The following is an 18,837-nucleotide window of genomic DNA, read 5'->3' on the forward strand; positions in this document are numbered from 1 at the left end:
CATGAATCTTCCGTATCGTGCCGCCAGCAAACACCTTGGTACGATGGGTGAATGAGTAACGCCTTCGCCCCCATACTACGGGCTCGACCTTGCCCCATCTTTGGCCGACCTGTTCATCCTCGAGGTTGCCCTCATTGATTACAGCCCAATACTTCTCCTCAAACCCTTCGGATTCCGGATCGCTCCGGACACACTGTCCTCCAACGCCTTACGCCGGTGACCAGCGAGGCAATACCCCCGCTTTTGGATACAACGCTCCTCATTCGAGCGCCGGAGGGACTTAAACCCTCCTGATTCATGCGCTGCCCAGCGCACAGTATGGACCTATCCGACTCCCACCTGGTCCCGCTTCGGCCCCTCGCAGGGGAGCGGTCGGTCCGTTCGGGGCCAACCCGAGCTCCCGGCCAGATGGGCCTCCCGTGTTGATGCATCGTCCTTTGCCCGCATGCCCTCGCCCAATACCCCGGCGGCTCTCCCCAGTGCACGTATTGCTCTCCTTCCCAGGGAGACAACGGCCTTCGCTTCTCTCTCACGAGCTCGACGTCCGCATTGCCCGTTTCGAGGCTTTGTTCAGCGTTCACTTGCCTTAGGGCCTGCTTGCTCGCTGACCCGCTTCCCGGGCCTTTTCCCCCAGAGGCTTCGACCGCTGGCGTTACCACCAGTAGCCGCTCCGAGTGCTTCCGGCTGGAGCAATAGTTGCCGGGTGGAGATCACTCCCTCTCCACTGGGCGATGCACCCTTTTCACGGCGCACGAGAGAGGCAGGCTAATTCTTGCCGAGCAAAGAGAAGACCTGGACAATCGGTGCGACTTCTCCTAGCCTCTCGCTCGACGCTGGAGATGCCCATGAAGCCATCAACAGGAACCATCCTCCTGATACTCTTGTTTTTGCTCGTCTCCCCCGCGATGGCGGGCGCGCGCTGGGTGGCGGTCCAGCGGCCTCCTATCCTGGCCCGGACAAGCGAGGTCATTCGCAAGCAGGTCAACGGGGTTCCCGTCTACTTGGCGGGCGCTCCTTCCCACTACCATATCTTTGGCGCTGTCTTTATCGACGAGGACGAGTTGGACGAATGTCTGGATAAGCTGGTCGCGAAGGGTGTCGAGCATGGTGCCAAGGGATTGCTCCTCTTCAGCCCCAGCGAAAAGCGTGCCCATGCGCAGATCTACGGCGAAGGGATCTGGGCTTGGTGCTACCGCTAGCAGCCTGTCTCACAAAGTTCGTAGCCGATGCGGGGCGCAGGTTTTCCCCCGGAGTTGTGTGACGACATACTGCGAGGAAGGCCAAAAACCCAAGTCCCAACTAAGCAGCCGGACCCATTTGCGCAAGCCGCAGGAAAGCGCTTTGTGGAGTCGAGGAGTGGCGCGGTGCGACGTAGGAGAGCCATAGCGGGAGCTGCCCCTTTCGGTATGACAGTGCCTGAGTATCTCTCCCTATCGGCCGTTTCCACTCCCCGCTCATCAAACCGAACAGGCGGATTTCCCGCATTCGGCTTCCGGACAAGGTTGGCGCAGGATTATGCCCACGGTAAGCTCCGCGTACATCTCCCGAGGGGGATGAGGTCGAACTTGCCTTCGCTTTCTCCTGCAACGTCCTCTGGAGCCTCTGAACCCGCAAGGGAGGTTGTAGGCGTGCCGCCAATCTCCGTGCTCTCTCTCCTTCGTACGTTTCCCTTGAACTAAGGCCCCTTCCCTCCCTCGAACTTTCTCCGAGTTCTCCGGTACCTCGGGCCTATCCGACTCCCACCCGGCCCCGCTTCGGCCCCTCGCAGGGCAGCGGTCGGTCCGCTCGGGGCTAACCCGAACTCCCGGCCAGATGGGCCTCCCGTGTTGATGCATCGTCCTTTGCACGCATGCCCTCGCCCAATACCCCGGCGGCTCTCCCCAGTGCACGTATTGCTCTCCTTCCCAGGGAGACAACGGGCTTCGCTTCTCTCTCACGAGCTCGGCGTCCGCATTGCCGGTTTCGAGGCTTTGTTCAGCGTTCACTTGCCTTAGGGCCTGCTTGCTCGCTGACCCGCTTCCCGGGCCTTTTTCCCCAGAGGCTTCGACCACCGGCGTTACCACCAGTAGCCGCTCCGGGTGCTTCCAGCTGGAGCAATAGTTGCCGGGTGGAGATCACTCCCTCCCCACTGGGCGATGCACCCTTTTCACGGCGCACGAAACATGCAGGCTAGGGCATCGTCGGCACCACGCGCCGGAGGAGTCGTTGTCCTTTACGCTCGATCTGCATGGGTACGCTCTTCTTGATTGCCCAATCGAGCCGAGGGGTGAGGTCCTCCTTCACGTTGTCGGTGGTCCCCGAGAGCCTAACCGTGGTCCAGAAATATCCTCCCGCCCCCAACTGGAACAGCCCGACGTTCAGGTGGGGGATGCGTTGCGCAAGGGCCGATCGCAGACCGACGTTGAGCACGCCGGAAACCTGCTTCCCCTCGATCTCCGCCCAGCCGTTCATCGCCATCGTGTCTCCCGATTGAATGTCGATTGCGGAAATGCGCATCCACCCCCCCTTTCCCTCGACATGGCATTGTGCCCGGCTCAAGGGCAGGTCCTGCAGGTCCCGCACCTTCAAAAGGGAATCGAGAGCGAGCAGGAAGGGGATCCCATGAAGCGAGCCCTGGTCGAGAAAGAGGTCTCCCTCGGTCTCATCCGGATGACCCACCCCCGCCAGCACCTTTCCGAACCCGCGGATCTTCCCGGTCACCCGATCCCTCCACGGGCTGGGGAGAACCGTTCCCGTCGGCAGTGCCTGGACCTGCCAGGAAAGATCCGTCGTTTCCGACGAGGAAAGGGCGAACTTTCCCGTGCCCGCCAATAGCGCCTCGGGAGCATTCTTCGGATGAAATTCCGCCTCCTCGATACGAAGGGTTCTTCCTTCCAAGAGCCCGTGAGCCTCCGAAAGGATGAGCTCCGGCAGTTCCGCCACGCGGATGCTCCCTCTTCGCACCCGCAGCCCCCAGCCTTCTTCGGTCCCTTCGCCGCGCAAATCCATTCCCTTGGCCGAACCTCCTCCGGCGAGGTTCGGCGGCCATTCGAAGCTCAAGGACGTGATCCGCAATCGTCCCAGGAAGTGACCCCGCTCCTCCGCGAGCCGAGGCAGCGGTACGCGTTCCGCCAAGAGCTCTTCCCCTCCGGAAGGCTTCTGCAACGCCACCGTGAGTTTCTGGATCAGAATCCGCCTCATCTCGAGCGAGCCGCGTAAGAGCGCGAAGGGTTCGATCTCGATCCGGATGCCCTTCGCCTGAATGGAGGCAAAGTGGGAAGACGCGCCGCCCTCCCCCTGATAGCCCTTCGTAGCGAATCCGAACCCGGCAAAGGAGAACGGCTCAAAGATCCCCTGGCAACCCGTTTCCCGCTCCACAAGCTTGGCGGCGTAGTCGGCCATGCGCTGCCCCCGCACGAAGGAGTTGAGCCAAAAGGCTCCCGCCGCCAGGCTGACGAGGAGAATGACCACTACACCCAGGCCGAAAATCTGGAGCCATCGAAACAAGTCCTTCTTAGAAATCCCCATGCTGCTCCATCCGATTGGTTGCCGGCGGCAGCATACCTCGGCACCCGCTCCGGCCCGATGCCTTTTTGCCGATCCTGAACAAAGAATGCATGGCCTTTCTTGCCAAGAGCGGAAAAATCCCTTCTCTTCTTTAGCGCAGGGCCGTAAGAACGGCTCGCCGCCCAGCACCCGTAGCTCAGGGGATAGAGCAGCGGATTTCTAATCCGTTGGTCGCAGGTTCAAATCCTGCCGGGTGCGACCAGATTAAAATCGACTTCTGAAAGCTATTTCCTCTGGAATAGTAATCATAAGCCGATTTTGTCGTAGGCGCACCTGTATAACACAAAGAGACCCAAAAATACCCATACGTGCTCCCCAAAAGTGGCGAGAAAATGGCGAGACGATTGGCGGGAGAGGACAGCGGCTCAGCCCCAACACTGTCCTCCCCAGCTGCCCATTCCACCAGCCTTCGAGGGATATTCCTATACGCGCGTACACTATTTCGGATCTACGGTGGGCGAGATGCTTACTTCCACGCCGAGCCCCGGCGGTGCGGTCGCCTTGGCGAGAGGGTGCCTTGTCCACTGCCAGCGGGCCGTGACGCCGGCGCCGGCGGCTTCGGCCCGGGACGGCGGGGTTGAGCTCCCTCCACCTCGTCAATCGCTCCCGTGCCGCTCGTTTTTCAGCTCTTGAAAATCCCCTGCGTTCCTATCGTCGCTGGAATGGATCTCCACACTCATAGCATTTTCCCGTCTCTGTTCTTCCCGAGAACTCAGGGCCATGGGAAGAACGAATACGGCGTTTCGGCCTTCTCGTTGCCGTGGGGAGAGCCAGCTCCTCCAGATGTTGCTCCACGATCGAGCGCTTGAATCTGATGGTGCGCTTCCCCAGCTTGACTCCGCCGGGGAGCCGTTTCTCGCGCCAGAGCTTGAGCGCCATTCTCTGACTGATTCCTAGCAGGTCAGCTACTTCCTCGACGGTGATCCAGTCCTTCATACCGCTTTATGCGCTGATGGCCCTTCTCGTGCCGGTCCAGTTCCGGATGACTAAGCCGCTCAAGGCCGTAAACCGGGGCAAGCTGCTTCCATTGCCGGGAAGTGCTCGGACCTTTTTGAAGCAGCGCTATTCCCGGAAGGGAAGTTTTTCCGGAAGCGCCTGTGGTCTCCTTGTTGTCGGGTCGATCGGCCGGGCACCGTTTGAGGGTTCCGCGACATCGAAAACCACAGGCCCGCTTTTTGTGTACGCACCGACGCACCCGCCGGTAGGTCGGGATGTCGCTTGCGTTTCTCTTCTCGGCTTCTGTTATGAGCCGGTGGATCTCCCGGATGTTCTCGGAGCCTTGGATGCCCTTCGCGACCGGCGGCCAATACTTGTCCGGCGGAGAGGGCTTGGGCATCGAGACATCTCTTCCGACCGCGGCCTCCAAGGCAGCAGACGCAGGGGGGCCGCCGCGACCGGCGCCTTCCCTCCGCGCTCCTCCTTGGCGCATCCGGCCGACCGGGACGCTCTTCGCATCTCCCTGCCGCCCGAGGGCGCGGCACCCGTTCCTGAAGAGGCGAAGCCCGTACGCCGGGAGCCTCTTCCGTCTCGGGTTCCGGACGATCGGCGCATACTGCGAAGTAGTTTAAACGTAATGAAGCAATATTGGATCGAGCACTTGGTTTCCTGGATCGTGGACACGTATATCGGGCTGCTGCGCTCGGTCGTCGACGGCTTCCGCGATCCCGTATCCTTCACGAACGTCCTCGTCGACCTGGTCCATGTCGCCGAGCTGGCGGTCGTGCTCCTGGCCGGATTCGCCGCGATCGTCTACCTCGCGCACACGGTGATCTGGGCCGTTCAAAAGGCCCACGAGCTTGCGCTGGAGCTGCGCGACGAGGCGGCCTGGACCTGGCGCCGGATCGCCGGCCGGAAGGCGAAGGAGGCGGATAAGATCCCCAAGGAGGAAGGACGAAAGGAATGGGAGACCCTCGATGATTTCCTAAAGCAATTCGCCGGGCAGCCGTCCGGGACGCGCTCCTCGTTCAAGTCCAATTCGCGGAATTAGCCGGTCAAGAGCCGTGAGGGCAGGCCCGACCGAGCCCGGCTCCGCCCGTTGCTAGAACGACCGGTATTCGGAAAGGAATGAGCGCACGACCGCGGCGGGTTGCCTGCGGAGCAGGAGATCGAAGCTTATGGCCGGCCAGACGCCGCCGACGGCAGGCTGAACCCGGATGTAGTCGCCGATCCGCGACAAGTCGGGCATCGCCGGCCTGCGCGATCCCGGCTCGAGATAGAAGCACCCGAGATCCTCCGGAGGAAGCTGGTGGACCAACTCTTCGGCCTTGTACAGGATGGCGAGAAACTCCATCTTGATCTCGGGATGGTCCACATTTCCATCCGGAAAGTAGGGAGCCAACTCAGGCACGCTTAACCGGGAGTGCCTTCTCATCCCGTCCAGCAGCCGGTCCGGCGTCCATCTCGGATCTTTCCCGTTCGCGGCCCACACGATCGCGGCGAGAGGGAGGAAGGTCTTGTGGAAGAAGATCATCTCGACCACGTCCCCCGGCTGTCCCTGGTACGCCGTGGTGAGCGCCTTATTGACCGCCAGATCCGGCATCGAGAGCGTCCAACCGAGCTCCTCATCTTCCTGGAACGGAAAGTAGCGAATCGCCGAGTCCAGCACCCATTCTATCCCGATGCTGTCGGCTCCTTTTCGGACCTTGACCCGCTTGAGCGACGGCTGATCGAAGACGACCTCGAGATCGTATCCGACCGCATCGAGAACGGCGCAATCTCGGCGGAACGCATCCTCGACGGCCGCCTCTCCGCGCTGGAGGAGATTGCTATCGTCCGCGGATCCCGCGGCACCCTCCGATCGCGGAAGGACCGCCGGCTCGGCGGCATAACTTTCCGGGCTCCTATGCGCCTTGAGCAGAGCGAATATTTCCTTCGGAAATTCGGCGATTAGCATCCAGTCCAGCCTCCCTTTCAATTTTTGCAGCTAAAAACCATGTATCGCGCCCTCCCCATTCTCGCAGCACACGGAGAAACACCGGTAGGTTTTTCTCCGTGGCCACAAAGCTGTCCGGGAAGCGCCAAAAAGCAGCTCTATATCGTCCACGAAAGGCCTCGTTGGCCATGCGCAACGCAGTCTCCATGCTCGTGCGGATAAGATACCCCCCCTTCGGCAATCTTCCTACCAAGCGAATCGCCGCAATGCATCGTCCTTCCCGCCCAGCTCCAGCCAAGAGAGACCTTGCTCGCGCATCCGGCCCCGCCTTGATTCCAGTTCGCCCTTTGGCACCCGTTCCCGGCAGCCGAGGATCTCCCCGGCGCTCCACGGGCAGAGTTCGGGCACGTCTCCGGAGGCCATCCGCACACTGGTCCTTTCGGCTTCTGCCGCGGCCTCAGCAACCGCGGCCGGATACTCCTCGAAGGCCATGTGGGGAACGCAGTTGAGCACAAAGCGTTCATCCCGGCAAATTTCCCGGATCTCCTGCAGCGCCTGGTCGATTCGTCCCTCCAACCGCCTCGCCGCCTCGGGACCGAGATCGGCATACGCCAGAAGCAGCCGCGCCCGAAGGATGGTCCGCAGCAGCGGCGGCAGGTCTTGATCGTGATCCAAATGGACGAGATCCACCAAGACATGGTTTCGCTCGGCTTCCTTCCTTGCTCTCTCATCGATCCGCCGTCCGACGATGAGAGCGAGGCTTTCCTTGGGCGGCCGGTCGATCCAGCGCAATACCGGAGCATCGCCCAAGCGGACGGCGGCTTCTAGCACCAGCCGGAAGAGATCACGCCGCCTGGCCGCCCACTGCACGTTCTCCGCGCGGATATTCTCGCGGACCATCATCGCGATGCAGCTCGTTTCCCCAGTCTCCTTCTCTTTCGCGACCGCCAGAGCGTCCGTCCAGACCAGCAGCTTCTCGTCTTGTTCGGAAAGCGCGAGCGAGTCTCCGGTCGACCGGAGCATTTTTCGCAACTGATGCCGGTCAAGGGTGTGCCAACGGCTCCCCCCTCTCCACGGAAGAAATAGCGACAGGCCTCTGCATTCGATTCGCGACGCGAAACACCACTGCGACGTTTCCTCGACCCTATTCTCGTCCCACTCATCGCCCATCTGGGCTACCGTACCCTTCCCGTTCGGTCCCAGCAACCGGCCTGAGGGAAATGGGGAGCAGAAGCAGACCGCGGTTCAACGCCTCGACGGCTCGATCGGCTCCCGGAGCGGTTTCCCGCGCTTCTCCGAGCACGGTCCAGACCTGGCGTTCTCTGGCCGCTTCCCTTGCATCCTGGCCAATGGTGTCCTCTGATCACAACGGGCAAGACGGGAATGCGCCTCTGCCTTGGATTTCGCCCATGGCCCTCGTCAGAATCGCCGATCGACCGCTCGCCCCTTTCACGTCGTCCTTGCCGATCACGTAAGAGATTCCGACAGCCAGAAAGACTCCCTTGCCCTGCCGCTTGACAGCAATTCCCTGGTCAGGCGTCACGGGACGCTCATAGGAACTCCACGCGGTTCCTCATGTCCTCAGCATTCAGTACGAGTTGGATGAGCATCGGTCCCCGGATCATCGTACCAATGGGCGTCCCGTGTGGAACGTAGACGATTCCGGCGTGCGGCTGGCCGGCAGCATGCAAGCGCAGAAAGTCCGCATCCTGTGTCACAAAGACTCGTCCCTCGCTCAGCGCGAAGACTAGGTGTTGCTCGTCCTTGGCTCCCAGCATTCCGGCTTCCTGGGTTCGGAGAGTCTCCGCTCCGCGTCGACGCAGCCCTTCCGCTACCGCTCGCGGCACGTGCTCATCGAGGTAGAACTTGATCGACTCAGCCACCGAGCTTCGCTTTTAGGATCGACTGAGTGCGGTTGCGCATCTCGGCGGCGAATGCTTCATCCGCTCGGATCGACTGATCGATCTCGTCGCGGTGGTCGTAGTAGTAGGTAAGCGCTGCGTACACGTCGGCCAGGGACAGACCATACTCGGTGGCGATCTCGTCGGCGGTCAGTCCCAGCCGTTCGTGCCAGATGACCACATTCTGAACCGTGATCCGGTGTCCGGCGATCCGGGGCTTGCCTCCCGCCACTCCCGGGGTGATCTCGATATGCCCTAAAACGGTACTCATCTTGTTAGCACGGAAACTTCTCGCCTGCCCAATCCGCCTGATCCTGCATGGCGAGGGCCCGGGGTCCTCGGGAATAGAGATCCGGCTCTCCGAGGCTCTCGCTTGCGTTACAACGTTCCCGCACTCGCGGGGTCGGGTGCTGCCATCGCAGCCGCTTTCGGTCTTCCGCTTCAACCGGCAACCGGATCTCAAGAGCCTGCTTCTGATCTCCTCCGTCCCGTCGGAATCGGCCAGGAAGGCGTTCAACACCTCTCTCCCACTCCGGATCCTCGCGGAGAGCGGCCGGGATGCTGTCGGCGGAGTGCATGGGAGCGCTCACGTCCGAACTGTAATCTGGCTGGGGCGTGAAAACAACCCGGCCGGACGACGACCCACTTCCGTTTCCAGACGACGCGTGCGGAACGAGGCCGGCCTTGCCGCATCCCGTAGGCGCGCGTATTCTCGAAAGAGAGGTAAGGAGAACTCCCCATGCCCACGACGACTCTAGGCCCGTACACGGTCAAGGATTGGCTTGCTACTCCCGAAGGCGAGCATTGGGAGCTCATCCACGGGAATCTCGTCATGACGGAGGAAAGCTTCGGCAACAGCCGGATGGTCTATGAGGTCTGGCGCAGAATCGATGATTATCTCGATGACCACCCGTCTGGCATCATGATGAACAACATCGCCTTCTGCTTCCCTGGAATCACGGACGCCGACCGCGAAGGCGTAGTCCCGGATCTCTGCTACATCCCGAACGACCAGCTGGCACGTGCGAATGTCGAGGCGAACGTCCAGAAGGACGTAATCCCGGCCTTGGTGGTCGAAATCCCCTCTCCTTCGACCAGCCGGATCGACCTCGTGGACAAGGTGGAGATCTACCGCGAGGCCGGCGTACGGGAATACTGGATCTTCGATCGACACCAGGAAACGGTTCGGATCTTCCAGTTCGCGGAAAACGCGGAGGAGCCGGTTGCGGTCTACAGCTTCGGCGATACGCTCACGACTCCGCTGCTGCCCGGATTCGCTCTGGAAATGCCGAAGATCCGGCAGGCCCTGGCGATCCGGAGGGAAAGCCAGGACTTATCGCGCTAAGTCTTGGCCGAGGCACTCCTCGTCGGCCGCTTCGTTTCTTTCAAATTTCTCGGCGTAGGCGAGAAGCGTCTTCCTTTTCGTCAAGGGCGGAGTTGCCATCAGGCAAAGCCCTTCGGCATTGCAACGACAGTTACTGTCACTGCCGTTCAGATCGCCTTTTCATGGCTAAAAGCATTTGCGGAAGCCGCCTCGGCATGGATCGGCGCGCATCGGGACAGCATCGACCGAATCGGCGGCGCGGTCGGCAGCGGACTCGGCCAGATGACCGGAGGGATGTTTCAGCAAGCTGGCGATTTCTTCCGCAACTTGCCCAGACGTAGAGGCCAGTAAGGCGCTATTGGGCTTCCAGACGCTTTTGGGTTTCTAGCGAGAAAGCATACAAATCCGGACCCCAGTAATTCGTGTCCACCATCTTGGTCCATGTCTTAAGGGATGCCATTGCGCTGGGATCAATGTGGCCGCCGCTGTCCACGGGCAAGTCGGCCGATCCTGAAATCGTGCGCGTTATCGTATGATAGCGATATGATGTCGTCCATTGCGCGTAGACGCCGCAATGCAGAGTGCGGCTAGGAGTTACCGTCAGCGATGTCAATGTCAAAAACGGTGCCAATCCGCTTGATCCCGCTGGCATAGGCGGTGAAAACATCCCCTCCTCCCTTATCGCCGTGTAGATCCAGTTGTTGACCTCCACCCTGGTCGCTTCCGTAATCGCCGGACAGCCTCCCGGGAGAAATCCAAACATGCCATTGGACGCGGATCCACTAGGCACTGCCGCAGCAGCCTGCGTGGCCTGACCAGCCTGCTGGACGGGTTCCCGCGGCTGGCCACCTCCTCCGAAGTACGAGCAGGTCGGCATGCCAACAGCCAGGATCATCGGCAGAAGCAGGAGTCGCATAGCGGTCCTTTTTTTGAAAATATTGCGCCTATTCCTGACACTTGCTGTCAAGGGGATTTTGGTCAGCTGCTGGGCTTGCGGCAAGCGTGCCGCCATCTTCAGAGCAAGATCGGCAACGTTTCCTATTCCTATCCACAGCACTGATTGTTATCTATTTGCTCTCGTGCAGTTTGTGTGCAATATTCAATCGGCAACAACATGCGCAAACTTTACTCTGTCGTTCATGCCATCGAACCATTACTTCCCGAGGACCGGGATGGATCGCTTCGCGCTGCCGCTGCACGCCTGATTGCAGGAAGCGCGAAGCTTGCCGCGCCGCTGCGTCGGCCGGTCGCGCGGGAAATCGTGGAGATTGTGCGCGCCATGAACGGCTACTACTCCAATCTGATCGAAGGCTACCGCACCTTCCCGGCAGATGTGCAAGCCGCTCTCGAGGGACACTTTTCGGATGTTTCGGAACGCAGGGACATGCAGCTCATGCATCTGGCTCATCTGGAAACCCAGAAGCTCATGGAGCAAAAGCTGCTTTCCATGCCGTCCCAGGACGTCTGCTCGCCCGAATTCCTTTGCTGGATCCATGGGGAGTTCTATGCGCGTCTTCCGGAAACGCTGCGAAAGGTAAGCGATATGCGCGGAAGGCTTCATCCGGTCCCGGAAGGAAGATTACGTGACTTCAATGTAAGGATCGGTACGCATATCCCTCCAAGGCACGAAGAACTTGCGGACTTTCTGGCCGTATTCCACGAACGGTTCGGCTCCATGGTAGACAGGTCTCCAAGATCGTTCGTCGCGATGGCGGCCGCTCACCATCGCTTGGCCTGGATCCATCCATTCGGAGACGGCAACGGTCGCGTGATCCGCCTTTTTACCGAGGCGTGGCTCCTGAAATCCGGCCTGGAAGGCGTGGGGATGTGGACTCTTTGCCGGGGTTTGGCCAGACGCAATGCCCAATACAAGGCGGTTCTCGCCGCCGCCGATTCGCCCAGACTCCACGATACGGACGGCCGAGGCGCGCTTTCAGAACAGCGGCTGTCCGAATTCTGCCGCTTCATGCTGGATACTGCTACAGACCAGACAGCATTCATGGCCTCATTGATCGACTCGGAACGATTGGAAGCACGCCTCTTCGCTTATGCTCGCCTGCGGGAGGAGACGCGGGAGCTGCCTAAACGCAGCTCCATCCTCCTGCGCGACGTTCTCTTGCGCGGGGAAATACGCCGGGGTGAAGCTAGCAGGATACTTGGCGTCTCACCGAGAACCGCGCAAACCGTGATCCGCCATTTGGAGACTGCTGGCTTCCTGCACAGCAAAACCCCAAAAGGCCCAATCGGGTTGGTTTTTCCTGTCAACTCAGTAGGAACACTTTTCCCCAATCTCTACCCGGCCGGAGAAACGGACGATCGCTCGATCGGTCGGTGATGCCGTTTCACTTGGCTAAAAGCAATGGCCGAGGCACTCCTCGCGGGCCGCTTGCTGCCTTTCGAATCCCTCGACGTAGGCGTGAAGTCCCTTTCGGTTCGCCCAGGAACGCAGACGCTCCCAGGAGAACCCCTTCGGCAGTTCTACTTCGGGCAAGGCGGAGAATTCCAACCTGCCAGTAAAGCGTCGCAGGTAGAACACGTCCGAGAGCGCCTTCTCCGGCGTCGCGATCTTGAGCCAGGGGTTTTCAGTGGGAAGATCGAAGCCTAAGAAGCAGTCGGGCTCGCAGTGATGGAACGCGTAAACTACTTCTTGGGTATCGATCTTGCGGCTTCTCCCGACCGTTATCGAATAGACGTCTTGAGGCACCTGGGAAATCATCCCGTGAAACGAAAGAGCCGACAGAAGAGACACATAGGAAGGCATGCCGATCAACGGCTCGGCCAAGCTCATCTCGTTTAGCCGGTCCGGAATCACCCAGAAGCCACGGGTCATTCTCCGAAGAAGACCCTCCGCGGCGAGACGGGACAACGCCTTGCTTGCAGCCTTGACCGTCATCCCGCAGAGCGCCGCCGCATCCCGCGTCGAGAAAAGCGGCCAACGCAGGGAGGACAACTTGGCGTACACCTGAATCGCAGTCATCGTCCCTCTGTCGACAATCCCTCCTCCACCTGCTTCCGCATCCGTTCCCATGCCGACTCGGAAGAAAATCCGCACCGGATGCTCGAGTCCAGAAACGGCAGCACATTCTCCGTAAAATCCGAATAGCGGATCGAGGACAAGTTTCGCTTGGCCGCCGTCGCTAATTCCGAGGCCAACTCTAGCGGCCTTCCCCGTTTTATCAGAAGGAAGGCGAGATCGAACACGTCCCTGGCCTGGGGCAGACTCCTTCCGGCCAGCGCCCGCATCTTCTGTTCGATCGCCGTATCGACGGCGTAATGGGGTAGAACCAGAGGAGGAATGTTGTGCGCCACGACAATGTACGGAGCCACCGTCTCGGCGACGGCTCCTGGCTCGCTCCCCGTCTTAAGAAACTCGATCCCGGTGCGGAGAACGGACCGTCCCTTTCGCAGCGCGATCTTCCATTTCAGTGACGCCCCGTCCTCCTCGGGCCCGGATATCGAAAGAATACGCAGTCGGCGGGCAGCCAGCGCCAGCACGAAGGAAGGCGACGAAAGAATCTTCCGTACCTTTGCCTCCAGGGCCTCTTTCCGGATCGAAGTATCCGCATCAATTTCGATGTCCTCCGAAAACCGCGCGCTGGCAAAAAAGAAGCGAAGGTTACAGCCGCCCTTCACTACGTAACGGCCGGAGGAAAGCCGCTTTGTCAGATGATAGAGAAACTCAAGGTGAAAGGCTTCGATCGAATGCAACTCATCGTCTTTCACAACGATGATCTGCAACACACGTTCGATTCTTGCAAAGAGATGTCGCTCAGCCTATTCACCACCAGAGACCGTTCTTCTTCGCCCGCTGTTTCTTGAGCTCCTCGATCTCTTTCTTCGACAGACGTTTCTCGTTGAAATCGTCCTTCCTCGAGCTGCCGCAGGATGATTTCTTCCCCGTCGCCTTCGGCTGGCCTCCAGCCGTGCTCAGGCTCGCCTTCCTCGCCGAGTACCCATTAGCTGCCTCCGGCACGAGCCCCATAGCCGGAGTCTGCGGCAGGCTCCGTCCGATCGATCGGGCGAGCGACTCCAAAAACTTTCGGCGTCGTCCTGACCCGCCATCCGGTTACTGCCGGGCGAACCGGAATTTCCGTTCTTGCCGTTGAGTCGGTTGATGGTCCTCCAATTCTGCAATTTTCAGTCCATCTGGCAGCAAGACCGTTTGCGCCTGCTTGTATTCGGCGAAGAGCATCTGGAGCCACCGTGCCAGGAAGAGGCGGTGAAACGTTTCCATCTGCTTCGTCCGGCTGGCTTCGAGGAAACCCAGAGGCCTCCCGATATCTTCGCTGGCGATGGCCATGCACTTTTTTGTCGTCTCCCATAGGCTTGGGAGCTTGATGTGCCGGGCTGCCAGCGACATCAGGTTTTCGAGCAGCGCGGCCTGCTCGAAAAACACCAGCTTTTCCCGATGGACCTGCGTGTTGTCGACTACCAGGTAGTCGACCGTATCCATCAGGGCAGCCACCGTTCCCTGGATGTCGCTTAGCCTCTGCTCCTCATCCGCCGGGAAGAGCAAGACAGTAATGCGAACACCGTCCGCCAGCACCCTTTCCTCTGCCTTGGCCATGAGCCGCAACACGTCGAGCAGCTCCTCGTATTGGTGCGCCTTTGGGTCGACCAGAGTTACGGCGTGCTTCTCCGCCTCTCCCAAGATCCACATCAGCTGCGTCTGCCGGCGCTCGTCCGCAGGCAGGATCCGCACCCGATCCGCATTGTATGTCATGAACGTCCGTTGCTCGTCGTCCAGATCGTAACCGCTCCAATCCACTCCGTTGGTCGTCAACCAGTCGGCGATGGTCGACATCGTCGTCGACTTGCCGACTCCGCCTTTTCGGACGAGCGGCACCAGGACTCTGTGTGTGATCTCCGTCACTTCTTTCCTCCTTGCTTTCAGTAGCCGAGCCATCCCGCCTCTCCAGGCCTCGGGATGTGATACCGCTTCTTTTCCGGCGGAATGCTCGACCTTGCTTCGATATGCGCTGATGGGATGGACTGCGCGAAATCGGGTGCCCATGGCTTTTGCCGTGGCCCTTGCTGTTGCCCAGCAGAGGAGATTTTCTTTCTCCTTTTCCTCTAGATGTAGCGCGGTAGCTGCCGATAGCTGGGGCAATTCCCGCCGCTATCTGCCTTCCAGCGCTCCTATAGCCTTCGAGGGGACTGCAACCTGGCAGCACCCCTGGCTTCCTCCGCCAACGAATCGTCAGACGCAGCGCCCGTAAAGGGCTCGCTTGACACTTTGATTCTCCAGGGTTGTTTGAGTGAAATTGCAATCGGGAAACGAGGACGTTGTTCCAGCCACCGCTGGATGTCTCCACCTCCAGCCGGCCTGCCGCAGGATGATCACCGCTGCCCGCACGACGGCGTTTGGGGAGCAATTATCGAATTTGCACTCCCCTTCAGTTCCCCTTTTCGCCACCCCGCTCCTACGCTGGTCTCCGTTTTCCTTTGCGCATCATATTTCTACTCTCTTTTCTCGGTTGCCGCTCCCGGCTCCATCCCTCCTCGGGCGAGATTGGTCCGCTCATGGGGAACGGATCGTCGGGGCTATCGCACCCCGTTAGCTCTGCTCCTCGTGGTAATCTTCCACCGCTTAAACGAAGACGACTCGCCTCCGCCTCCACTTGTGGCCGAAACAGCGCAACCGACGGAACGGGAAGCGAGATGGCGCATACAGCAGTTCATCGTAGTTTCATTGGCGGAAATGCTGAATGGCCACAACCAGGGTTTCTACAGCTGATGGGAGCATACCGATTACGAGCCCGGCCAGAAGCAAGCACCAGCGCCAGAGACGGCTTGCATCGGCAAGCGCATTCTCGAGGAGTTCCTTGTTCTTGCGCAAGGCGTCCTCGGCGATCCGGCAGTAGGTGAAAATCTGCTTCGCCGACTTGCCGGCATTCTCGGTCGCACGCTCCATCTGCTCCGAAAGCTTACCCGCCTTCACCGCCGCCAGCGTATCGAGCGCCTCCTTGGGCAACCTCTTGGCCGCGGCGATCGCGATTTCCTCGGCGTGTAGGTCGGATTCTTGGAGGCGCCTGTTGACCCAGGCGGCATGCGCGTGCATCAGCACGAGCCACTCGCCTATCGTGTCGCGTGCGTCCTCCGAGTCGAGCTTCTCGTAGGTCTTTTGCGCGAGTTTCCTGTATTTTTCTGGCATAAGGTTGATCGCCTCCTGCCAAAATTGAGCGGGCGATATGTCCTCAAACTCCGGAATTCTGGACTCTTCCGGTTTTCCGTTGTTCATGGCTTACCTCATGCTCGAAAGATTGAACGATCTCCGTCTCGCCGCAGGCTCCTGGCGTGCGATTTCTCCCGGATCCGGCTGGACGGCCTCCGGAAGGAAGACGTCGGACCGCTCCTGGTACTGCCTCCATACCTTCCTCATCCATTCATTTAGGATGTACTTGTGGAGTCGCGGCATCTGGGAAGAAGCGATGGCGTCCGCGTAGGAGAACACGCCGTTTCCTCCGTTCTCGCGCCACTCCTCGGCAACCGCAGCCATGATGTTCTTGGTGTCGGTGAGGAGCTTTCCGAGGAGGATCGTTGGGGCTCGCAGCCGTTCCAGATCGCGCTCGAGCTCAGATCCTTCGAGCATCTGGTGTTTCGAAGCCGAGTGCCGGTTCCGGACGACTGCGTAGTCGACGGCTTCTCCCAAACGCTGCACCGCACCGTCGATTTCCGCCATGATCTCCTGGTCGTCCATGGGAAAGAGCAACAGCGTGATCCTCATCCCAGCCTCCGCCGCTTCCTCGAGAAACGCCTTGCTCAGCAAGGTCTCCTCGAGAAGCGGGGCCATGTTCACCATCGGGTCGAGCGCGAAGACGGCCGCATCCTGGTCGCGCAGGATCCGTGCGAGCACCCGCAACAGTTCCCCTTGCGGCTCTTCGTCGAGCCGGATGCGGACGGCCTCCACGACACTCGACGCGGAAGCGAGCGTTCGCCGATCCGGCGAAAGGTCGAATCCCTTCCACCGAATGCCTAGGTTATCCATCCAGGCGCCCCGCAGGGCGGCCTCGGTCGATTTGCCGATATTGCCCCTTGAGCAGTAGGGCGTCACGATGCGTCTCATTTGTCCTCCCTGTGTTCGTTACCGGTACAGATCCATCGGATCATTGAACCTATGCTTCCTATGCGCTGATCCCTCGGAGGCGTTCGCCACTGCATCTGGCTGCGCCTCCCTCTTCGCGCGAATCCAGCCACGGATCCGTTCGTAGCCAGGGATTCGCGGACCGTCTTCCGGCTTCCAGCGGGTCCGGAAGGCGGCATGTATCTCCTTGATGCTGACGCCTCGCTCGATCATCTGGGACACCCATGTCCAGTGTCGGTCGATGGACGATGCGCGCACCGATTTCGATGCGGCTGCGGCCCTGGCGTCGAGGACCAATCGGGAGTCCGATGGACTCGGCCTAAAGGGCTCTCCAGGTATCCTGATCTTCCACAACTGCTGAATCGAAATGTGGATCGCCGCCTGAGGACGCTGCGCCAGCCACTGGCGTATCTCCCGCCATTTCCAGCCCGCCTGCCGCAAAACGATCACGGCCGGGGTCACGATCGCGGTTTTGGAGTACCTGCCGGACCCTGTTCGGCTCGTTTCTCTCTCTTTTTTGGAAGTTTCTCTCTCATTCCGTTCCCACATCTCTATTGTTCCTCCTTTTTGCTCTCCGTTCCCTTTCCCAAGGCCGTTTTTCTCTCCGTTGGCCGCTTTTTCCCTCTCTGGTTCCTGTCTATCTTCTCTTTTGCGCTGATCCGCCGAACGACCCGCCGCCGGCCGTTTTTTCTTGTGTACACTTCTTTTTGTAAGTGGCTCACCTCCAAGCTCTGCGAAAAACCTAAAGGGGGGGCGGGCGGAACAGGAAGGATGGCGCGCCGCCCGCTCCCCGGGAAGAGTAGCGCGCATGGTGCCCGAAAAGGGCGAAAACGCGCCGGGGCGAAGCGAAGGATGCGTGGGGATGGGCCGGACGGACGCGCGCAACGCGACGGAACGAGACGGCCCGAAAGAAGCGTAGCGGGCGCGAGGGAGCAGGACGCGGCGCGCCGGGAGACGCAGGCTGCGGGACGGAAGGGCGAGAACGACCGAATCGGAGGAAACGGGCTACGGGACCAGCCGCCGAACGGGCGCCAACGCCCAGGGATGAGGCAACCCGCAACAAGGGCCTGCAGCACGAAGACACGCGGCTGCCAGCAGGATGCGACGGGAGTCCACAAGTAGGCCCGCATAACGGCGCAGCGACCCAAGGTCGGAGGAACGGGCGCAACCTTCTGGGCTCGCATCAAATGACGATGCGGGGCAATATCCCTCTGATCTGGCGATAGGCGGAGGCAACTCGATGTCCGCGCGCCGAATGACGGCGCGCGGTAACCTCCCCCTCCGATCGACCCTGTGCGTCCAACGTCCTAAACGCGCATCGAATGACGATGCGCGGCAATATCCCGACGCCTACGACAAGCGATCGAGCAATGTCCTGATAGGAACGCAACCAAGATGCGGCTCCGAAGGGCGCGACTCCAACCTCCTGGGCGCACGTCGAATGACGACGTGCGGCAGCACCAAGAGTCCGTGTGACTGACGGGCGCAACCTCCTGGGCTCGCATCAAATGACGATGCGCAGCAATCTCATGAAAACCAGAGGCCCTCCCAACGAAAGCATGGATCCAACCTCTTGGGCGCGCGTCGAATGACGACGTGCGGCTGCATCAATCCTGCGCCCGGATCACACCGGCTGCGAGAACGTCCTGATGGGCGAGCCGAAACACTCACGGACTATCGGGCGGCCAGCACACATCTGATGCCCCGGCGATCGGTGATCGCGGATCGGCAGGCAGGCACAGGCAGCCGGCAACATCCGAACCAGATGCCGGGAGTACGGAACCGAATGCCGGCCAGCCTCTACCCCCGTCTTCTTTCAATCCGAAGCTTTCGCATTCCGGAATACCGCTCCGCCCACTGACCCGGGGTCAATAGATCGCCTTCTACCGATAGCGACTCACAAAGCTATTGAAGCAAGAGCGGACATGCTCGAGATGGCGCGACGGATCGCCGGGACGGCCATGGGCCGCGGATCGGCAATGACGGAGCCGTCCGCTTGTCCAGTTGCTCCCCAGTCCCTTTCTGGGGGCCTATGAGACTGCGAAGATCTTATAGGAGGATAGCGCGAGGGAACCGACTCATCGCTGCCGATCTGCAGAGCTCCGATCCC

The 18,837-nt window shown here is 60.4% G+C and carries 22 protein-coding genes and 1 tRNA gene; 7 read left to right on the forward strand and 16 right to left on the reverse strand.

The genetic code is table 11. From position 1 onward, the window contains the following. Nucleotides 1-845: 845 nt before the first annotated feature. A complete protein-coding gene (locus A37A_RS0111315) occupies nucleotides 846-1,199 on the forward strand; it encodes a hypothetical protein (RefSeq protein WP_018291611.1) in 354 nt (117 codons plus the stop codon). A gap of 970 nt (nucleotides 1,200-2,169) precedes the next feature. On the opposite strand, the gene A37A_RS0111320 is transcribed toward A37A_RS0111315, so the two are convergent. Then, complete coding sequence (locus tag A37A_RS0111320) at nucleotides 2,170-3,507, reverse strand: hypothetical protein (protein WP_020494355.1); 1,338 nt, start codon at nucleotides 3,505-3,507, stop codon at nucleotides 2,170-2,172. A 164-nt stretch (nucleotides 3,508-3,671) separates the two neighbouring features. On the opposite strand from A37A_RS0111320, the gene A37A_RS0111330 reads away from it, so the two are divergent. Then, nucleotides 3,672-3,744 (forward strand) — tRNA-Arg (locus A37A_RS0111330). A 450-nt stretch (nucleotides 3,745-4,194) separates the two neighbouring features. On the opposite strand, the gene A37A_RS22180 is transcribed toward A37A_RS0111330, so the two are convergent. Beyond that, nucleotides 4,195-4,482 carry a helix-turn-helix domain-containing protein gene (locus A37A_RS22180; protein ID WP_020494356.1) on the reverse strand — a complete coding sequence of 96 codons (288 nt, stop codon included), beginning with the start codon at nucleotides 4,480-4,482 and terminating at the stop codon, nucleotides 4,195-4,197. Nucleotides 4,483-5,119: 637 nt separating this feature from the next. Here A37A_RS22180 and A37A_RS19450 point away from each other — a divergent pair. Next, the gene (locus A37A_RS19450; RefSeq protein ID WP_081616308.1) at nucleotides 5,120-5,533 is read left to right on the forward strand and encodes a hypothetical protein; all 414 of its coding nucleotides are present in this window, start codon (nucleotides 5,120-5,122) and stop codon (nucleotides 5,531-5,533) included. Between the two features lie 51 nt (nucleotides 5,534-5,584). On the opposite strand, the gene A37A_RS0111345 is transcribed toward A37A_RS19450, so the two are convergent. The 6 genes from A37A_RS0111345 to A37A_RS0111375 all read right to left on the reverse strand — a co-directional run bounded on the left by A37A_RS0111345 (nucleotide 5,585) and on the right by A37A_RS0111375 (nucleotide 8,897). Continuing rightward, nucleotides 5,585-6,439, reverse strand: coding sequence for a hypothetical protein (locus A37A_RS0111345; protein ID WP_018291617.1), 855 nt, complete (start codon nucleotides 6,437-6,439; stop codon nucleotides 5,585-5,587). Between the two features lie 225 nt (nucleotides 6,440-6,664). Further along, complete coding sequence (locus A37A_RS0111350) at nucleotides 6,665-7,441, reverse strand: hypothetical protein (protein WP_018291618.1); 777 nt, start codon at nucleotides 7,439-7,441, stop codon at nucleotides 6,665-6,667. Between the two features lie 340 nt (nucleotides 7,442-7,781). Then, nucleotides 7,782-7,961 carry a hypothetical protein gene (locus tag A37A_RS0111360; RefSeq protein ID WP_020494359.1) on the reverse strand — a complete coding sequence of 60 codons (180 nt, stop codon included), beginning with the start codon at nucleotides 7,959-7,961 and terminating at the stop codon, nucleotides 7,782-7,784. A 7-nt stretch (nucleotides 7,962-7,968) separates the two neighbouring features. After that, nucleotides 7,969-8,301 (reverse strand): DUF5615 family PIN-like protein, encoded by a 333-nt coding sequence (locus A37A_RS0111365; protein ID WP_018291620.1) that lies wholly within the window; start codon nucleotides 8,299-8,301, stop codon nucleotides 7,969-7,971. Continuing rightward, on the reverse strand, nucleotides 8,294-8,590 hold the full coding sequence (locus A37A_RS0111370) for a DUF433 domain-containing protein (protein ID WP_018291621.1): 297 nt from the start codon (nucleotides 8,588-8,590) through the stop codon (nucleotides 8,294-8,296). Before A37A_RS0111370 ends, A37A_RS0111365 begins: the two co-directional genes overlap by 8 nt. Before the next feature lie 4 nt (nucleotides 8,591-8,594). After that, entirely contained in the window at nucleotides 8,595-8,897 is a 303-nt protein-coding gene (locus A37A_RS0111375) for a hypothetical protein (protein ID WP_020494360.1), read from the reverse strand. Between the two features lie 161 nt (nucleotides 8,898-9,058). Between A37A_RS0111375 and A37A_RS18470 the strand changes: the two genes are divergently transcribed. Both A37A_RS18470 and A37A_RS0111385 read left to right on the forward strand, forming a co-directional pair. Continuing rightward, nucleotides 9,059-9,664, forward strand: coding sequence for a Uma2 family endonuclease (locus A37A_RS18470; protein WP_018291623.1), 606 nt, complete (start codon nucleotides 9,059-9,061; stop codon nucleotides 9,662-9,664). Nucleotides 9,665-9,667: 3 nt separating this feature from the next. Beyond that, nucleotides 9,668-9,994, forward strand: a complete 327-nt coding sequence (locus A37A_RS0111385; RefSeq protein WP_018291624.1) for a hypothetical protein — start codon at nucleotides 9,668-9,670, stop codon at nucleotides 9,992-9,994. 4 nt (nucleotides 9,995-9,998) lie between these two features. On the opposite strand, the gene A37A_RS0111390 is transcribed toward A37A_RS0111385, so the two are convergent. Continuing rightward, nucleotides 9,999-10,538, reverse strand: coding sequence for a hypothetical protein (locus A37A_RS0111390; protein WP_155996655.1), 540 nt, complete (start codon nucleotides 10,536-10,538; stop codon nucleotides 9,999-10,001). Nucleotides 10,539-10,757: 219 nt separating this feature from the next. Between A37A_RS0111390 and A37A_RS0111395 the strand changes: the two genes are divergently transcribed. Beyond that, on the forward strand, nucleotides 10,758-11,978 hold the full coding sequence (locus tag A37A_RS0111395) for a Fic family protein (protein ID WP_020494361.1): 1,221 nt from the start codon (nucleotides 10,758-10,760) through the stop codon (nucleotides 11,976-11,978). Between the two features lie 15 nt (nucleotides 11,979-11,993). On the opposite strand, the gene A37A_RS0111400 is transcribed toward A37A_RS0111395, so the two are convergent. The 7 genes from A37A_RS0111400 to A37A_RS0111430 all read right to left on the reverse strand — a co-directional run bounded on the left by A37A_RS0111400 (nucleotide 11,994) and on the right by A37A_RS0111430 (nucleotide 17,189). Then, a complete protein-coding gene (locus tag A37A_RS0111400; protein WP_018291627.1) occupies nucleotides 11,994-12,620 on the reverse strand; it encodes a type IV toxin-antitoxin system AbiEi family antitoxin domain-containing protein in 627 nt (208 codons plus the stop codon). Beyond that, nucleotides 12,617-13,384 (reverse strand): nucleotidyl transferase AbiEii/AbiGii toxin family protein, encoded by a 768-nt coding sequence (locus A37A_RS0111405; protein WP_018291628.1) that lies wholly within the window; start codon nucleotides 13,382-13,384, stop codon nucleotides 12,617-12,619. Before A37A_RS0111405 ends, A37A_RS0111400 begins: the two co-directional genes overlap by 4 nt. Before the next feature lie 37 nt (nucleotides 13,385-13,421). Beyond that, the gene (locus A37A_RS0111410; protein WP_020494362.1) at nucleotides 13,422-13,676 is read right to left on the reverse strand and encodes a hypothetical protein; all 255 of its coding nucleotides are present in this window, start codon (nucleotides 13,674-13,676) and stop codon (nucleotides 13,422-13,424) included. A gap of 33 nt (nucleotides 13,677-13,709) precedes the next feature. Continuing rightward, entirely contained in the window at nucleotides 13,710-14,516 is an 807-nt protein-coding gene (locus A37A_RS0111415) for a division plane positioning ATPase MipZ (protein WP_196799605.1), read from the reverse strand. Nucleotides 14,517-15,332: 816 nt separating this feature from the next. Further along, on the reverse strand, nucleotides 15,333-15,884 hold the full coding sequence (locus tag A37A_RS0111420; protein ID WP_018291631.1) for a hypothetical protein: 552 nt from the start codon (nucleotides 15,882-15,884) through the stop codon (nucleotides 15,333-15,335). A gap of 3 nt (nucleotides 15,885-15,887) precedes the next feature. Continuing rightward, entirely contained in the window at nucleotides 15,888-16,709 is an 822-nt protein-coding gene (locus tag A37A_RS0111425; protein ID WP_018291632.1) for a hypothetical protein, read from the reverse strand. Nucleotides 16,710-16,727: 18 nt separating this feature from the next. Continuing rightward, on the reverse strand, nucleotides 16,728-17,189 hold the full coding sequence (locus A37A_RS0111430) for a hypothetical protein (protein ID WP_155996656.1): 462 nt from the start codon (nucleotides 17,187-17,189) through the stop codon (nucleotides 16,728-16,730). Nucleotides 17,190-18,315: 1,126 nt separating this feature from the next. Here A37A_RS0111430 and A37A_RS21485 point away from each other — a divergent pair. Then, entirely contained in the window at nucleotides 18,316-18,588 is a 273-nt protein-coding gene (locus A37A_RS21485; RefSeq protein ID WP_155996657.1) for a hypothetical protein, read from the forward strand. The last annotated feature ends 249 nt before the right edge of the window (nucleotides 18,589-18,837 follow it).

It is taken from the genome of Verrucomicrobium sp. 3C (assembly GCF_000379365.1).
Classification (GTDB): domain Bacteria; phylum Verrucomicrobiota; class Verrucomicrobiia; order Methylacidiphilales; family Methylacidiphilaceae; genus Methylacidimicrobium.

Bases quoted from the DNA above. Each gene is read 5' to 3' on its own strand.
- A37A_RS0111315 (WP_018291611.1), top strand. From the start codon at position 846: ATGAAGCCATCAACAGGAACCATCCTCCTGATACTCTTGTTTTTGCTC.
- A37A_RS0111320 (WP_020494355.1), bottom strand. From the start codon at position 3,507: ATGGGGATTTCTAAGAAGGACTTGTTTCGATGGCTCCAGATTTTCGGC.
- A37A_RS22180 (WP_020494356.1), bottom strand. From the start codon at position 4,482: ATGAAGGACTGGATCACCGTCGAGGAAGTAGCTGACCTGCTAGGAATC.
- A37A_RS19450 (WP_081616308.1), top strand. From the start codon at position 5,120: ATGAAGCAATATTGGATCGAGCACTTGGTTTCCTGGATCGTGGACACG.
- A37A_RS0111345 (WP_018291617.1), bottom strand. From the start codon at position 6,439: ATGCTAATCGCCGAATTTCCGAAGGAAATATTCGCTCTGCTCAAGGCG.
- A37A_RS0111350 (WP_018291618.1), bottom strand. From the start codon at position 7,441: ATGCTCCGGTCGACCGGAGACTCGCTCGCGCTTTCCGAACAAGACGAG.
- A37A_RS0111370 (WP_018291621.1), bottom strand. From the start codon at position 8,590: ATGAGTACCGTTTTAGGGCATATCGAGATCACCCCGGGAGTGGCGGGA.
- A37A_RS0111375 (WP_020494360.1), bottom strand. From the start codon at position 8,897: ATGCACTCCGCCGACAGCATCCCGGCCGCTCTCCGCGAGGATCCGGAG.
- A37A_RS18470 (WP_018291623.1), top strand. From the start codon at position 9,059: ATGCCCACGACGACTCTAGGCCCGTACACGGTCAAGGATTGGCTTGCT.
- A37A_RS0111390 (WP_155996655.1), bottom strand. From the start codon at position 10,538: ATGATCCTGGCTGTTGGCATGCCGACCTGCTCGTACTTCGGAGGAGGT.
- A37A_RS0111395 (WP_020494361.1), top strand. From the start codon at position 10,758: ATGCGCAAACTTTACTCTGTCGTTCATGCCATCGAACCATTACTTCCC.
- A37A_RS0111400 (WP_018291627.1), bottom strand. From the start codon at position 12,620: ATGACTGCGATTCAGGTGTACGCCAAGTTGTCCTCCCTGCGTTGGCCG.
- A37A_RS0111420 (WP_018291631.1), bottom strand. From the start codon at position 15,884: ATGAACAACGGAAAACCGGAAGAGTCCAGAATTCCGGAGTTTGAGGAC.
- A37A_RS0111425 (WP_018291632.1), bottom strand. From the start codon at position 16,709: ATGAGACGCATCGTGACGCCCTACTGCTCAAGGGGCAATATCGGCAAA.
- A37A_RS21485 (WP_155996657.1), top strand. From the start codon at position 18,316: ATGACGACGTGCGGCTGCATCAATCCTGCGCCCGGATCACACCGGCTG.